Annotated in this window: 15 protein-coding genes; 11 read left to right on the top strand and 4 right to left on the bottom strand. The window is 34.6% G+C overall.

Going from position 1 to position 16635, the window contains the following annotated elements; all coding sequences use genetic code 11:
• The first annotated feature begins 231 nt into the window (after positions 1-231).
• The 6 genes from BCI01S_RS19970 (at position 232) to BCI01S_RS19945 (ending at position 5692) form a co-directional block, all read left to right on the top strand.
• The gene (locus tag BCI01S_RS19970; RefSeq protein WP_047941809.1) at positions 232-978 is read left to right on the top strand and encodes a phosphotransferase family protein; all 747 of its coding nucleotides are present in this window, start codon (positions 232-234) and stop codon (positions 976-978) included.
• A 91-nt stretch (positions 979-1069) separates the two neighbouring features.
• Complete coding sequence (locus tag BCI01S_RS19965) at positions 1070-1273, top strand: zinc ribbon domain-containing protein (RefSeq protein ID WP_047941808.1); 204 nt, start codon at positions 1070-1072, stop codon at positions 1271-1273.
• Positions 1274-1422: 149 nt separating this feature from the next.
• Positions 1423-1809, top strand: a complete 387-nt coding sequence (locus BCI01S_RS19960; protein ID WP_047941807.1) for a ribosomal maturation YjgA family protein — start codon at positions 1423-1425, stop codon at positions 1807-1809.
• A gap of 94 nt (positions 1810-1903) precedes the next feature.
• Positions 1904-3844 carry an elongation factor G gene (locus BCI01S_RS19955; protein ID WP_061800844.1) on the top strand — a complete coding sequence of 647 codons (1941 nt, stop codon included), beginning with the start codon at positions 1904-1906 and terminating at the stop codon, positions 3842-3844.
• Between the two features lie 16 nt (positions 3845-3860).
• Entirely contained in the window at positions 3861-4313 is a 453-nt protein-coding gene (locus BCI01S_RS19950; protein WP_061800843.1) for a GNAT family N-acetyltransferase, read from the top strand.
• Positions 4314-4531: 218 nt separating this feature from the next.
• A complete protein-coding gene (locus BCI01S_RS19945) occupies positions 4532-5692 on the top strand; it encodes a 3D domain-containing protein (protein ID WP_047941804.1) in 1161 nt (386 codons plus the stop codon).
• Between the two features lie 265 nt (positions 5693-5957).
• Here BCI01S_RS19945 and BCI01S_RS19940 read toward each other — a convergent pair whose 3' ends face one another.
• The 3 genes from BCI01S_RS19940 to BCI01S_RS19930 form a co-directional block, all read right to left on the bottom strand.
• Positions 5958-7256, bottom strand: a complete 1299-nt coding sequence (locus tag BCI01S_RS19940) for an ABC transporter substrate-binding protein (RefSeq protein WP_061800842.1) — start codon at positions 7254-7256, stop codon at positions 5958-5960.
• A gap of 75 nt (positions 7257-7331) precedes the next feature.
• Complete coding sequence (locus BCI01S_RS19935; protein ID WP_047941802.1) at positions 7332-8159, bottom strand: carbohydrate ABC transporter permease; 828 nt, start codon at positions 8157-8159, stop codon at positions 7332-7334.
• Complete coding sequence (locus BCI01S_RS19930) at positions 8159-9097, bottom strand: carbohydrate ABC transporter permease (protein ID WP_373694333.1); 939 nt, start codon at positions 9095-9097, stop codon at positions 8159-8161. Before BCI01S_RS19930 ends, BCI01S_RS19935 begins: the two co-directional genes overlap by 1 nt.
• 260 nt (positions 9098-9357) lie before the next feature.
• Between BCI01S_RS19930 and BCI01S_RS19925 the strand changes: the two genes are divergently transcribed.
• The 4 genes from BCI01S_RS19925 (at position 9358) to BCI01S_RS19910 (ending at position 15658) form a co-directional block, all read left to right on the top strand.
• Positions 9358-11163, top strand: a complete 1806-nt coding sequence (locus tag BCI01S_RS19925; RefSeq protein WP_235844544.1) for a sensor histidine kinase — start codon at positions 9358-9360, stop codon at positions 11161-11163.
• Positions 11144-12721, top strand: a complete 1578-nt coding sequence (locus BCI01S_RS19920) for a response regulator (RefSeq protein ID WP_061800840.1) — start codon at positions 11144-11146, stop codon at positions 12719-12721. The genes BCI01S_RS19925 and BCI01S_RS19920 overlap by 20 nt, the downstream gene beginning before the upstream one ends.
• 51 nt (positions 12722-12772) lie before the next feature.
• Positions 12773-13372: a class I SAM-dependent methyltransferase gene (locus tag BCI01S_RS19915; RefSeq protein ID WP_047941798.1), complete on the top strand. Its 600-nt coding sequence runs from the start codon at positions 12773-12775 to the stop codon at positions 13370-13372.
• 249 nt (positions 13373-13621) lie between these two features.
• Positions 13622-15658: a bifunctional diguanylate cyclase/phosphodiesterase gene (locus tag BCI01S_RS19910; RefSeq protein WP_053215648.1), complete on the top strand. Its 2037-nt coding sequence runs from the start codon at positions 13622-13624 to the stop codon at positions 15656-15658.
• 119 nt (positions 15659-15777) lie between these two features.
• Here the strand turns inward: BCI01S_RS19910 and BCI01S_RS19905 are convergent, their stop codons facing one another.
• Positions 15778-15972, bottom strand: a complete 195-nt coding sequence (locus BCI01S_RS19905; RefSeq protein WP_047941796.1) for a hypothetical protein — start codon at positions 15970-15972, stop codon at positions 15778-15780.
• Positions 15973-16105: 133 nt separating this feature from the next.
• On the opposite strand from BCI01S_RS19905, the gene BCI01S_RS19900 reads away from it, so the two are divergent.
• Complete coding sequence (locus BCI01S_RS19900; protein ID WP_047941795.1) at positions 16106-16336, top strand: excisionase family DNA-binding protein; 231 nt, start codon at positions 16106-16108, stop codon at positions 16334-16336.
• Positions 16337-16635 lie beyond the last annotated feature (299 nt).

The following is a 16635-nucleotide window of genomic DNA, read 5'->3' as shown; positions in this document are numbered from 1 at the left end:
ATCCGGAAGTTTGAACTAGCTCAAATGCATGGAATATTTTAGGTGTTTTTTTCAAAAGGAAGCTCCTATCTATGGAACCGAAATCACTGGGGATTAAGATAAATATCTGTTATTTCCTAATACTCCTACTTTGTAATAAAATAACGTTCGTTTTTTGTGTGAAAAGCCTCTTGAAATGACAACAAAATAATATCTTTGCGAGAGGAAGAATCTTAAAAAGGGGTGGGTAAGTTGAAGTTTGGGAAAGCCATTGCGACCGGAAATACGGCAACTATTTATGTAAATGATAAAACGATTATGAAAGTGTATAAAGATTATCTTCCACCTGCCGAAGCGGAAATGGAAGCAAGGAAACAAAGGTTTGCTCACGCTTGTGGGTTACCTGTTCCAAAAGTATTAGATGTGACAATGGTAGAGAACAAACAAGTTTTGATAATGGAATATATAAAAGGAAATACATTGGGGGAGCTTCTTTTTAAAAACGAAAAGAAAGCTGAATATTATATGAGCTTGTCTATTGATATCCAACAACAGATTCACCAGCATGATGGAATAGCACTTGAGCCGATATCTTACAAATGGGGAAGACAAATAGCGGACTCTCAGATTCTAGACGAAGAAAGTAAATCCCTTCTTTTAAACAAACTAAAAACAATGCCGCAGGAAACAAGGCTTTGTCATGGGGATTTGCATTTATTCAATCTTGTAAAAGCTGAGGGCAGTGTTTGGATAATCGATTGGGTGGATGCAGGAGCAGGAGATTCTCGGGCAGATGTATGCAGAACTTATCTTCTCTATGCGGAAAATCATCAGGATCTAGCAGATTTATACCTGCATATATATTGCAGCAAGACAGGCTTAACGAAAGAAGATATCCTTCAATGGATTCCAATTGTGGCAGCGGCACGATTAAGTGAAAATGTCTCGGAAGAAAATTTAGATAAACTTTTACAAATAATTCATCATTATTTGTATTGAGAGAAATGAAACTAAATATCGTATTACTTCGTAATAATAAAGGAGATGTTAAAACAGAAGCAAAGATATAACAAAAAAGGAGCGTAATAACATGGAAAGCAAAGGCTGTGTAAAATGCGGTGGAACAGATATAGGAACAAAAGATGTGGCCATGACAGGAACGGGTTTATCCAAGTTAATGGATATCCAGCATAATACATTTACGGTTGTCTTTTGCAAGAAATGCGGGTACTCAGAGTTTTATAATAAACAAGCATCGAAAGGTTCTAATATTTTAGATTTATTTTTAGGATAAGTGGCACAAAATGTTAAACAAATAGAAAATTAGTTGAATTCTAGAGACCATATCAGTAAATCGGGTCTCTTTTTTTTAGGGGCAGATAGGAAAGGAGGGGGAGAGATTATCAAGCTATATTAAATAAAATATAATTGTGAGTGAAAAAAATGTATCGATTATTCTATTTTGTTTCAGCCATACTTATGCTGTTATTAGGACTATCTTCTAGAAAATTTAGTAATCATCTTCCTGATTTTATAAGCGTTCATGCAGGAGATATGATTTGGGCGATGATGGTTTACTTTGGGTTTCGGTTTCTTTTTATCAGAAATAGCCTCCTAGTTGCAGGAATACTGAGCATACTATTCAGTTTTGGAATCGAAGGCAGTCAATTATATCAAGCGGATTGGCTTAATCAGCTTCGAGATACAACAATTGGAGCGTTAATTCTAGGAAAGGGCTTCCTATTAATGGATTTAATACGCTATTCAGCAGGAATTTTACTGGCTTGTATAGTAGATACATTCTTTGTTTGGAGAAGTAAAAGAGGCTGATCTACAATTGATTTTTCTGGTAGTTATACCATCCTTATGGCCATTTCAGCTATAATGAAAGGTATAAACTAAAAAAGCAGGAGTCGCTTTCAAAATGAACAAGACAATTGGAATATTAGCACATGTTGATGCGGGAAAAACTACTTTTTCAGAGCAGCTTCTATATCATACAAATAGTATAACTAAACGAGGCCGTGTAGATCATAAAAATTCCTTTTTAGATAGTCATATAATTGAAAAGCAACGAGGGATTACGGTTTTTGCAGACCAAGGAATCATTGAACATGGAGATTCTACTTATTATTTAATTGATACTCCTGGACATATTGATTTTTCTCCAGAAATGGAAAGAGCGATTCAAGTAATGGACTTTGCTATTGTGATTATTAGTGCGGTAGAAGGGATTGAAGGGCATACCGAAACGGTGTGGAATCTATTAAGGAAGCATCAGATTCCTACATTTTTCTTTATTAATAAAACAGATCGGACAGGAGCGGATGCAGCGCGTGTTCTGGAAGAAATTCGTTCCCAATTTACGACAGATGTATATGATATTTCCTCTTTAGATAATAGCAGTATGTCGGAAGAGCAAATAGAATTTATTGCAGAGCGGGATGAAGAGCTCTTGGATTACTATATGGATAATGGCTATCAACCGATATTGTGGATGGAAAAAATCCAAGAAATGATTATTTCGTCGCGGCTCTTTCCTTGTGGATATGGTTCAGCACTTCAGGATATTGGGATAAAGGAATTTTTCGATCAGTTTCATCAATTAACAAAAACAATATATAGGAAGGATCAACCTTTTGCAGGAAGAGTATTTAAAATTCGCTACGAGCAAGGTGGAACAAGAATTACTTTTCTAAAAGCAATAAGTGGTACTCTGCATGTCAGAGATGAACTTCCATATGGAGATGGAATGGTAGAGAAAATTACGCAAATTCGTAAATATAATGGAAAACAATTTCAACAAGTAAATGAAGTCGGTGCCGGAGAAATTTTTGCTGTAACAGGTCTTACAGAGGCAATTGTGGGAGATGGAGTCGGAGCAATGCTTGAAAAAGCAGTATATGAATTGGTACCAACGCTTCGTTCAAAAGTGGTAGTTGAAGACGGAGTAAATAAAAAAGAGGTACTAAAGCTTTTTCGGATATTAGAAGCAGAGGATCCATCTCTTCAGATAACATGGGAGGAGAAACAGCAAGATATTCACTTGCATGTGATGGGGAAAATACAATTAGAGGTTCTTCAGGAGCTAGTATTAGAAAGATTTTCTTTAAATGTGCACTTTGGTCAACCGGAAATTTTGTATAAAGAAACAATCGAAACAGCTACTGTCGGATATGGACACTTTGAACCATTACGTCATTATGCGGAGGTACATCTCCGTATAGAGCCAGGAAAAAGAAATACAGGTATTACATTTGAGAGTAGATGCCATACAGATGACTTATCTATAGCAAATCAACATCTCATCTGCCAGCATCTTTTTGAGCGAGATCATCATGGGATTTTGACTGGTTCCCCCTTAACAGATATAAAAGTGACATTATTAACAGGGAGAGCCCATAATAAACATACACACGGCGGTGATTTTCGGGAAGCTACTTTTCGAGCATTGCGCCAAGGACTAGAAAAAGTACAGAACCGGTTATTAGAGCCTTATTATGCTTTCAAAATAAAAGTAGCTATCGAACAAATGGGCAGAGTGCTGGCTGATATTCAAATGGCCCATGGAGCATTTGATACGCCCGAAACAATAGATAATAAAGCAATTATTACCGGCAAGGCTCCCGTTGCCACATTTATGGAATACAGCACAATCTTAGCCTCTTTTACACAAGGAAAAGGTCAGCTTTCCTTTACCTTTGCGGGTTATTACCCTTGTCATAATGAAAAAGAAGTGATTGCTGGACTAGACTATGATAAAAATGCTGATCCAGCATATACATCCTCATCTATTTTCTGTGCGAAAGGCGCAGGATATACGGTTCCTTGGCAAGAAGCGGAAAAAATGATGCATTGTCTATAGAAAGGATGAACGATTGATGAAGATTCGTAAGCTTAGAGAAGGAGAAACTCCCCCTTTTGATTTATTATTATTAGCAGACCCATCTGAACATTTAATCAGAGAATATCTTAAAAAGGGCATTTGCTATATTGCGGAAGATAGGGATCAAACTATCGGTGTCTATGTTTTATTACCAATGGAAGAAGAAACAATAGAATTAATCAATCTTGCTGTGGGCGAAAGCTATCAAGGAATAGGCTTAGGGAAAAGGTTAGTTATGCACGCGATTGAAGAGGCGAGAAAATTAGGATATAACAGAATAGAAGTAGGGACTGGGAATAGCAGTATTTCACAACTTGCTCTCTATCAAAAATGCGGGTTTCGAATCGATCGAATTGAGAAAGATTTTTTTCTCCAGCACTATGAAGAGGAAATCTATGAAAATGGAATTCAGTGTATGGATATGATAAAGCTCAAACAGGATATATAATTCAATTTCGAAAAGGGTAAATATTAATAATTAACAGAATTATTACAAAGGTAACAAAGGGTCATTTTCCCTTCTAGACTTACAGAATGCTAGAAAATATGCGATATTTAATAGCTGGCTTGTAAACTAATTTTAAAAGGATTGACTTATTATTTTAATAGAATTGTAATTTAGAAGCCTCTTTCATGTGTTATAACAATAGAGAAAGGGGTTTTTAGATGCGTTCCTTAAAAAAACTAATGGCCATTTCGTTAAGTAGTGTCATCTTTTTGACATCAGCGATTATGGTACAAGCAGAAACGAGTCAAGAAACACTGAACAAGGCGAAAAATCAGTTGGATCAAAATCAGCAATTGATTAATGAAAAAGAAGCAGAAAAGCAAAAAACTTTAAAAGAGTTGGAAGCTGTTCAAGAGGATTTAAAATCTATTGAAACAGTAATGCAGCAAAATAAAGATAAAATAGCAAATCTGCAGGCGAAAATTGAAGAAACGCAACAACAAATAGAGAAAAAGAAAGAAGAAATTGTTGTTCTAGAAGATAAAGTATTGGCACGTAAAGACGTGATGAAAGATCGTCTCGTTTCCTTGCAGAATACAGACCAAACAAATGTTGTTTTAGAAGTGCTGTTTAATTCAAAGGACTTCGCTGACTTTATTAGTAGAGCAACAGCTATTTCGATGATTTTTGATGGTGATAAAGATATATTAGAGCAGCAGCAAGCAGATCTTCAGAAAATTGAAGAAGAAAAGGCAGCAATTGATCAGCAAGAAGAAGAATTAACAGGACAATATGATGAATTAGCGGCTACTCAAAATGAACTGCAGCAAAATGTTGCTCAAAGACAAGAGGCAGTAACGGCTGTACAGAAAAAATATGCTTCTGTTTCTAAAGAAGTAGAATTAGCTGAGAACCAGAAAAAAGCAGTACTTGATCAAATAAATGCAGCAGAGTCCGCATTGAAGAAAGAGCAAGAAGAAGCGAAGAAGAATGTCGTAAAGGTAAATAGTCCAGCTAAAAAAGCTGCTAGGGCATCGACTAACTCAAAACCTACTACGAGCAAATCACCTTCTAGTAAGTCTTCAAGCAGTAAAGATGTTATTTATGTAACCTCAACTGCTTATAGTCATCAAGATACAAAATCTGATTTTACGGCACTTGGATATAATATTAAAAAGAATAAGAATATGAAATTAATTGCAGTAGATCCAGCAGTCATTCCATTAGGTTCTAAAGTTTGGGTAGAAGGTTATGGAGAAGCTGTGGCAGGAGACACAGGCGGAGCAATTAAAGGACATAAAATAGACGTGTTAATGCCATCAACTAGCAAAGCAAAGGCTTGGGGACGGAAAACAGTCAAAATAAAAATCTTGAATTAATTTAATACTATTCTTCTTATTATATAGACTCTCAGGTGTGAAGAGTCTTTTTTTTTTGCGAAAAAAAGAGGAATGCCTTTTATTTGGCACTCCTTCATACTATCTATTTTCAAGGGGGGACTTGAAAAAGAAATTTAATGACTATAGCTATATCATACCCATATATTATGAATAATATATGACAAAACTATCAATAAATCTTAAATAAATTGTTAAGATAAGATAAATGTATGAATATTAGCTAGTATCTCATATTGTGCATCTACTATTTTTTTAGTTTAGCCCAAGTATCGTCCAATGCTTTCATTGTTTCCTCGCGTGATTTTTGACTTCCTACATATGCTTGAAGACTAGCACCAAACTCCTGTCCAGCACCATCAGGATATTTCGTAAATTGCCATGTATATGTTCTGCCTTCCTGTGAGTATTTTTGAATCTCTGCGCCTAAGGGACCGATATCTTCAGCTGTGGCAGTGATTGTTTCAAATGCTGGAACATATTTGAAGTCCTTTACAATAGATTCTTTTGCGAAATCGGAAGTAACCATCCAGTTTAAGAAATCTAATGCTGCTTCTTTATCTTTTTCAGGAGCATCCTTATGAACAACCCAGTTTGTAGGCACATCCACCATTAGCTTATCCGATTTTTCCTTCTCATCACTTAATGGCATTGGGATAAAGCCTACCTCCAAGTTAGGAGAAATTTTATCAATCATCGGCTGAATCCAGTTTCCTTGCTGGATCATCGCAGCTTCACCTGTTGCAAAAAGAGTTACTTGGGTATTATAGTCTGTTGTTAATGGATTCTTATTACCATAATCAATGGTTAAATCCAGTAAATTAAAGTATTTGTCAAAATGCTCATTCCCTTCGATTTTTGCCGATCCGTCATTTAATCCTTTAATAAAGGCGTCGGCATCTTCTTGATAAGCAAAAGGAACATTTAGTCCATGGTTAGCTAAAACCCACCATTCACCATAACCAATCGAAAAAGGTGTAATTCCAGCAGCTTTTAACTTTTTAGCAGCTGCTTCTAGTTCAGAAAATGTTGTTGGTATTTCCGTAATACCTGCCTTTTTAAATAATGCTTTATTATAGGCAAATCCATATCCCTCCAGGTTAACTGGCTGGCCATAAATTTTTCCATCTACTGTCATGGGAACTAAGGCACTTTCATATGCGTCCTTTACCCATGGTTGATCTGACAAATCCTCTAATTTATCCAGCCAAGTTAAGGCTTCTTGATATCCACCATTTCCAAAAATATCAGGAGCTGTATTGGAGGCGAATTTTGCTTTTAAAGCAGCCGTTCCATCTGCTCCTCCACCGACTGTTTCAATATTAAAGGTTACATCTGGATGTTCTTTTGAGTATTGATCTGTCAATGCTTTTAATTGATCCGCAATTTCTACTTTTCCGTTAAACAAGTCCACCACTACTTTTTCTCCTTTGCTTGAAGAGGTGTTACTTGAGGCACCCTCATTTGAACAAGCACTTGCAAAGAGCAGAGAAGCAGATAAGATACCAGTTAATAAGGAATACCTTTTCATTTTGTTAAATTTCATTTGATTTCCTCCTGTTTATAGAAATAGCTTATTTATATGGAAGAGGTGGCTTTGTGAACACAGCCTCTTAGCTCCCTATTTAATAGATCCACTAGTAATCCCTTGTATAATATGCTTTTGCATCGAAAAGAAGAAGATTAACAGTGGGACAATTCCTATCATTAGTGCTGCTAGAGCGAGATCCCATTGCTTTGTGTATTGGCCAAAGAAGAAGAAAGTAGCAAGTGGTATTGTCCGCAGTTCTGGATTTTGTAAGACAAGTGATGGTAATAAGTAGTCATTCCATATCCAAAGACTATTTAAGATGATGATTGTTACGGTAATTGGTTTTAATAATGGAAAAACAATTCTCCAGAACACCCCAAAACGAGAGCAGCCATCCATAATAGCAGCTTCTTCTAGTTCAACTGGAATTCCTTTAATAAAACCATGATATAAAAAGATAGTCATCCCAGACCCAAAGCCTAAATACATAAATACTAGACCCCAAATACTATTAAGTAAGTGTAAACTTGAGGCTGTTTTAATAAGTGGAATCATAATAGATTGGAAAGGGATAATCATGGCAGCAACAAAGGCCATGAAAATAATCGTGCTAATTTTCTTTTTCGTCCGGACCAGCATATAAGCAGCCATCGAACAGAATACGACTAATACAATATTGCTAGCTATCGTTATAAGAAGAGAGTTGCTAAAAACCTTTAGGAAATTTAACTTTTCAAAAGCATTTAGATAGTTTCCAAATTCAAACGTACTTGGTAAGGAAGAGGTATTTGTTAGTATTTCTGAAAAAGGCTTGAGTGAATTAGAAATCACATAATAAAAGGGAATCAAGAATAATAAGCCTAGTATAATACCAAGCAGTTCCATTAAGAAAGTTTTGCTAGTATACCTGTTTTCCATCAAGATTCCACCTCTTTTCTCTTAGTAAGAGTAACCTGTAAAATGGAGATGGCTGCTACAACAATAAAGAAGATAAGTGCTTTGGCTTCCCCAATTCCGTAGCGATTGTTAACAAAGGCTTCGGTATAAATATTAAGAGCCAGCATTTCCGTTGATTTAAAAGGACCTCCATTTGTTAACGAAAGGTTGGCGTCGAATATTTTAAAGGAAGATGCAGTTGTTAAGAATAAGCATATTGTCACAGCAGGAGCAACAAGTGGAACTTTAATATTTCGCAGCACTTGAAAGCGGTTTGCTCCATCCATTTTTGCTGCTTCAATTAGTTCTTTTGGTATGTTTTGCAATGCAGCTATATAAATGAGCATAATATATCCTGCTCCTTGCCATACGCTGACAATTACAATTCCCCAAAAGGCGGTATTTTTATCTCCTAACCATGCTAACTCAAATAGTGGTATCCCTGTAAGTTCTCCAATAGAAGCGAATCCTCTAATAAAGATAAATTGCCAGATAAAGCCGAGTAAGAGGCCGCCGAGTAGATTAGGCATAAAAAATACAGTACGTAATAGATTGCTAGATTTTAGTTTTTGAGTAACAAGCAGTGCTAGGCTAAAACCAATGGCGTTTGTCAAAATAATCGCTACAACAGTGTAAACAGCAGTCAGCTTAAAAGATTGGAGAAACTGTTTATCGTCTGTGAAGATATACTTAAAATTATCCAATCCAACCCACTTAATCTCTCCAGTTATGCCATTCCAATCGGTAAAGGAATAATAGATGCCAGAAAAAAATGGAACAAGCACCACAATTGTAAATGCAATAAAAACAGGACCTACAAATAGAGAAAATAAACCTGCTTCCTTCCAGTTCTTCTTCTTTTTTGTAGAGAGTGGTTTTTTTCTCGTTACACTTGACTGGTGTACAGGGGGAGTTTCTATTTTTTCTATATTATTTGGATTATTCACTTTCTGCACCTCCTATTTTTATAATATAATGGTTATACCTTTTGGGTAACCGCTTACATTGACAAGGAAGGTGTAATATATTGACCACTCCTTATGTATTATTTTTATAAGGAATGGTTTGGAGAGGAGGAGAGAGAGATTAGAATAATGTCCACTTTAGGCGTATATCAAAAAAACGGAGTTTATTTAAGGCTTCTCGACCGAAAATGAAATGGGGTATTCGAAAAAAATTAATGATTTTCTTGCTTCTTGCTACTATTCTTCCTTTTGGAAGCAGTATCGTCCTTACCTATTTTCAAACCATTCATCATGTTAACAAGGAATCAGTTGCATACAATACAGAGTTAATGAAGAAGGGAAAGGAAGAGTTAGGTACGTACTTAGAGGATATTGCTTTAATGTCTACCGTATTATATCGTTATACTCCTTTCATGAATGTACTAACACAGGGAGTGGGAGAGAATAACAAGGAGAATATGGAAGAGGTACGTCGAGTGCTGGCATATGTGTACAATTCTCGTTCAGAAATAGAGCAAATGCATTTATATATTAATAAAGGGAGAGATTCTGTTACAAATTATCACTCGCGCATAAGTGGGAGAGGTGAAAATAAAAATATCTATTTTCATCCATATTATCGGAGATTAGAGGAAAGTGAAACAAATTATTCGCTTATCGAACCACCACATACGATATACAGTTATAATGGCTTATCGATTATTCCTAACTCTGAGAAATCAACTGTTCTATCCCTTCATAATAAGATTAGAAATGTGCCATCTAATGATATTTTGGGATTTATGTCTATTGATATAAATCTTTCAAAAATAGATGGGATTGTGAATAGGCTATATAAAGATAAGGAAGGTATTTCCATTATAAATGAAAATGGAACTGTAATTTACTCTTCCAATAAAGCTGTAATCGGCAAAAAAACAAAGGATAAATGGTTTTATAAAGTTCAAACAAATCCCCAACAAAATAACATAAAGTGGGAAAGTAAAGATTTTTCAGGGGTTATTTTTTATGAAAATATTGCTGTTCAGGATAATAATTGGTATATGGTAAAAAGTATCCCTTACTCTAGTCTTTATCAAGGTGCGAGGGCAACGGCATTTATGAATACGATGATTGCCTTAGTGGCTTTAATTATTGTATTAGTCATAACAATGATTATTTCCTTTAAGATTACTGCTCCAATTAAAGTTTTAATGGAAAATATGAAAAAGGTAGAGAAGGGGATTTTTGTGGCAAACTTTGAGGCGGGAGGAAATGATGAAATCGGAATGCTTGGTAGGCGTTTCAAATCGATGGTATTACAAATCAATAGATTAATAGACAAAGAATATAAACTGCAAATTGAGAATAAGTCAGCTCAATTAAAGGTATTGCAATCACAAATAAATCCCCATTTTCTATACAATAGTTTTCAGTCCATAGGCACACTTGCTCTAAAAATGAATGCAGTTCCTGTTTATACATTATTGACTTCTCTCTCGGATATGATGCGATACAGTATGGATATGAGAGAAGCTATGGTGCCGCTATCGAAAGAATTAAAACATACACAATCCTATCTGTCTCTTCAAAAACAGAGGTTTGAGGATGAGCTAAATATAATATTAATAATCGAACCGAGCACACATGAAATTGTTGTTCCGAAAATGCTGCTACAGCCAATTATTGAAAACTGCTTTAAACATGGTTTTAGTAATAAAATGGAGGGCGCAAGAATTACAATCCGTGCTTATACAGAGGATGATGATTTAGTAATTATTGTCGAGGATAATGGGATAGGAGTAAGCAGTGAAAGACTACAGACGATTCATAAAAAATTATATTATGAGGAACGAAGAAAGGAGGATAAAGAAAGAGAATCAATCGGATTAAATAATATTTACGATCGTTTGCAACTTTACTATGAGGGACAAGCAAGCTTTGTAATCGACAGTATCGAAAAGAAAGAGTTTACCGTAATGATTCGTATCCCAATAATTTCACATGAAGGAGTGAATGAAGATGAAGGCACTAATCGTTGATGATGAAAGGCATGTTCGTGAAGGAATTAAGCTTCTTGCTGATTGGTCAGGAAATGAAATTACAGACATTTACGAAGCAAGTAATGGAGAAGATGCTATTCAAATAATAGAAGCGGCAAATCCCGAAATTATTTTTTCTGATATGAAAATGCCAAAGGTCGACGGTACTCAGCTTTTAAAATGGATGGATGAGCATTACGCTCATGGGAAGACGATAGTAGTTACAGGTTATGATGATTATCATTACATGAGGAAGGCAATGCATTACGGAAGCTCAGACTATTTATTGAAGCCTATTAACCCTGAAATGCTGAATGATACATTAAGGAGGGTAGTGAACGAGTGGAAACAAGAGGAAGAGGAAAGGAAAAGGAAGCTTAATAGAACACAACTTATTAATAAAATGAAGCCAGCGTATCGTGATCACCAATTAACACAGATGTTAAATAATGATCCATTCGATAAACATGTCTTGGAGGAATTTCTTTTAACCAAAGCACAGGCCTATACAATCGGACTCTTACAAGTAAGTAATGGAATCGTGGAAGAATTTAAATGGGATAAAGATCTCACTCTTTTTACACTCTTGAATGTAATAAATGAGGAGCTTAGAAGCAATAATAAGGGAATTGCCTTTCATTATGTAACCGGAAGAGGAGAAATTGTCCTTCTTCTCTTAAGAAGGAAAGAGGAAGCGGTTGTCATCATGAGAGAAGTACATACTACTATCCTAAAGTTATTAGGAATCTCTTGTACTTTATCAATGGGATTAGAAGTTACTTCCGTTAACCAGTTGAATCTTTCTTATCAGTATGCTAAGTCTATTATGATGAATCGAGATGTTTTGGGGAATCAACAAGGAAAAATAATGACAGAGAAAAAAGAATATGAGATAAAAAGCTTAATGGGTTATTCAAGCTCGATAAAAATGGCCATTCAAACGGGAGAATTACATGCTTTTCAATCACTTATTGGGCAGATCCAAAAAGATATGATGAATAATCCACCATTATCATTAAGCCAGCTTTTGCATTTGGAGCATGAATATTTAATGATAAGTACAAGATGGTTTAAGGAGTTCAATCTCCCGATAAGAATTCCCTCCAATATTGAGGAGCGTATTTATTCATTTATGGACAAAGAGGGTATTTTTCAGTTGGAAGCATATAAAGCAAGGAAGAAAAAAGAAATAGCATTGTTTCTTCGACGAGTAAAAAGACAAAATGCCCGAAGATCGCAAAATGTTATTCACGAAATTGAAAAGTACATAAAAGCAAATTTTCATCGGGAGATTAAGCTTCAAGAAATATCGGAGCACTTTTACATCAGTAGAGAATATATTTCAAGAAAATTCAAACAAGAGTATCATGTCAATATTTCAGAGTATTTAGTTACCATCCGAATGAAAAAAGCTCAAGAATTATTGAAAAGCAGTAATTTGAAAGTTTATGATATTGCTAATATGATTGGATACCAAGATGATAAATATTTTCGCAAAGTATTTAAAAAAATCATAGGTGTTTCACCTAATGAATACCGTGAGATGGAAATAAGATAGAGTGAAAATGTATATTTGGGATTTTTTAGGTATTAGGAAACTAGATGAAAGGTGAATGCTTTGAACTACGATAAATTATTACATATTGAAACAGAAGAAATACAAGTAGGATTCCATAAGTCCTATCATTATCATCGATATGAACCAACTCCATATGAGCATTTGGAGCAATTATTTCGCGAATTTCCGCTTCGTGAGACAGATTATGTAGTTGATTTTGGATGTGGAAAAGGGCGTTTAAACTTTTATATTCATTATGTATTTCAGTCGACTGTAAAGGGAGTTGAAATCAATGAAGACTTTTATTATCAAGCGCTTCTTAATTTAGAACAATACGCAAAAAGCAGAAAGAAAAAGAAAGAAAAGATACATTTTTATTTAGGAAGAGCAGAGGATTTTTTGGTACAGCCAGAAGATAATTATTTCTATTTTTTTAATCCTTTTTCCTTGCCTATCTTTCAAAAAATTATTAGTAATATCGTGTACTCACTGGAACAAAATAGTCGCAAGGTCAACATTATTCTCTATTTTCCTTCAGATGAATATCGATTTTTTATGGATAACCATGCATTATTCAAAAAGAAAGGAGAGGTGAAAGTCGGGAATAGGACAGAAAAGGATACGTTTATCATTTATCAATCTCTTTATTAGGCATTGTTTCTTGCCCGTTAAATCTTTAAAGATTTAACGGGATTTAATTTATTTTAATTTTTTTTGGGAGATAATACCATTAATGAAAGGATTGTCTAAAGTGAATTTTTCCTTTATATTCAATTTATACAAGTAGAAAGTCTTAGGTAAAAAGTTTTGAATAACATGCGTTAATCGAAAGCGAAAAAGAGATAATCAAGAGAAATCGCTTATTAGAATATTTTTAGAGGGGAAATTACTATTTTTACATTGCCTAATGCTGATTCAGTAACTTATTTACAAGTGGAATATTCTATTCCTATTATTCTATTATCGATCTTAATCGCATGTTTAGCATCTTATACGGCGCTTTCCATGAATGAGCGGATTGTTTATAATAGTTTTTTTCATCGATATATTTGGTTAGGATTAGCATCTATTACCATGGGGTTCGGAATTTGGTCTATGCATTTTATTGGGATGAGCGCCTCTATGCTCCCAGTAAATATGAAATATAATATTCCATTAACGATACTTTCAATAGTACCAGCTATTCTAGCTGCTTTTTTGGCTTTCAGCCTATCAAGCAAAGCTAGAAATTCTAGTAGATTAATTGTATTCGCGGGGATATTTATGGGGATTGGTATTAGTGCTATGCACTATATTGGAATGAGAGCAATGGTTATAGAGGCTAATTATGCCTATCATTTTGGCTATTTTACTTTATCTGTTGTTATTGCCGTGCTTGCTTCTTTTGCTTCCTTATTTATTTTTCTAAAGTTACAGCCATATATGAATAACTTTATTGTGAAATGTATTACCTCTCTTTTGATGGGAATTACGATATCAAGTATGCATTATACTGGAATGCATGCTGTCAGGTATTATGTGGATTCAGAAAGAGAACTTATTCATTCCCACGCAAATCATCTTAGTATAAAATCAATCATTCTCGGTATATCAATTGGTATGGCTATTCTTTTTTTATTTTCTTTTTTATCTAGCTTGCTGGATCGCTATGTCGACTATCGGTTAAATCATTTTGATGCATTAACGAAGCGCCCCAATCGCAGGCAGTTTGAAAAAGTGATAGGCTCTGCTACTTATTTAAGTGGGATAGCAATTCTTCATATTCATAATATAAATAAATGGAATAGTAAGTATGGCTACTATTTTGGTGATAAAATCATTATTTATATAGAAGAAGTGTGTAGGAAGCTAGTAGGCCATAATATAGAATTGTTCCGAATAGAAGGAAATCGTTTTGCGTTCTTAAGTAGGACAAATGAGGATCTAGAGAAATTAATTTTAGAACTTAATCGTCTAACAGCCATAATATCTAGTCCTGTAATAATTGATGATCAAATGATCAAGATAGAGACAGCTATTGCATTGTCTGTTAATGAGAAAAAGGTTTCTGCCAAACAAATATATTTAAATGCTGAAGCAGTTTTAACTCATTATTCGCTTCGCTATGAAAATGAAATAATAAAGTATGATTCAGGTAAACATAAGCGAACATTTGCTAATCATCTTGTGAGTGAGATAGAAGATGCCCTCATAAAAAAACAATTATACTTAGTGTATCAGCCTAAAGTAAATTTAAACTCAAAGGAAGTAGCAGGAGTGGAAGCTTTATTAAGATGGAAGCATCCTAGATATGGGGAGATTTCTCCAGGAGTTTTTATTCCTATTTTAGAAGCGTCTGACAAAATGTGGGAAGTTACTGACTGGATTATGGAAGAGATCTGCAAGCAAATGGCCAGATGGCAAAATCAAGATAGAAGCCTATCTGTGGCATTTAATATTCCTGGTCCTTATGTTACTTCTCGACGACTAATGAGAAACTTAAAAGCGTATGTAGAGAAATATAAGCTAAGTCCATCATTAATCGAGTTAGAGATTACTGAAACAAGCGCCGTCGGTAATATGGAAGGAGCAATTCAATCCGTGCAAGCTTATAGAAATGCAGGTTTTTCTGTTGCTCTTGACGATTTTGGTACTGGGGTATCATCTTTGTCCTATTTAAAAAGAATTCCAGTCAATACATTGAAAATAGATAAATCCTTTATTGATGAAGTTCCAGAATCGCAAAAAGATGGAGAAATTATTAAAGCTATTATTGCCTTGGCAAGTTCTTTGCATTTATGCATTGTGATAGAAGGGGTAGAAAGAGAAGAGCAGATTGAATATTTATCTACCATAAATAAATGGCCGATTATCCAAGGATATTATTATGCTAAACCGATGAATAATCTTGCTTTGGAAGAGTGGCTTTATATGTTTGAAGAAGAAAAAACAGGATAGAATTTTGAAAAATAAGATCATCCGCTTTTAAGTTAAAAGAAAGGATGATCCTTTTCTTTTCGTGGGATCTTTGAGATAAATAGAAATGATAAGTGAAATAGGGTGGTTGATTTATGTGACTATTCTGCAGATAATTTAATATCTTTAGAGAAGGCTCCTGTATTTTTTGATTTACAAGAATCATTTTCTAATTTAATAGTTGGTAAAATGGGGGCATTTTCCTTTCTAGTTTTAGCAAAGAAAGACTGATAAAATATGAAAGAGAAACAACAAAAGATCATAACTAAAAATAAGCTGTTTAGAACGAAATTCATTTATTCATCCTCCTTTTGATGGTGCTGATATGGTAACTATACCGTTTATTGATGAAGGCAGTATAAAGACAGAGTTAAGTTTAAATGGAGTCAGTGTAAAGATGAATAGCAAATAGATGAAAGAGGTGTTTTTATGTATTTATCCGTGCAAGAAACCGCAGAATTGCTGTCGATTTCAGAAATGAAAGTGAAAAACCTTATTTTACAAAATCAGATTAGGGCTATTTATGATGGGACGGATTATCTTATTAACAAGGAGCAATTTAATACGCATTTTAAGCAAGTGGAAAAATATAAAACGTTTGTAGAAGAAGTATTAAGTGAGCCAATTCCTGAGGATTTAGACATTAAAGATGAGGATTAGTGTTTTTTAGTTTGTTAATAATAAGGCTGACAAACAACTAAATAAGAAGGTAAAGACGAATCAATAAATTTAAATAAATGCCTTGCTGACATCTATTCGTAAGAGCGTGCCGTCGAGGTTTAAGAGCGTCTATTCTTATTGTAGGAGTGGAGTGTCCTTATCTCCGCTCCACTTCAATTTTTTCGAAAATAATTATAGCCCAGGGAAAAACGGAGTGAATCAGTTTGTAGATGATAACTAAAAACTATCTTTTTAAAGTGAATAAAAACCCAAACAATCATATGTGATATGCTCCCCTA

It is taken from the genome of Niallia circulans NBRC 13626 (assembly GCF_001591585.1).
In the GTDB taxonomy this organism is placed as follows: domain Bacteria; phylum Bacillota; class Bacilli; order Bacillales; family Cytobacillaceae; genus Niallia; species Niallia circulans.
This window is presented reverse-complemented; position numbering and strand designations above follow the sequence as displayed.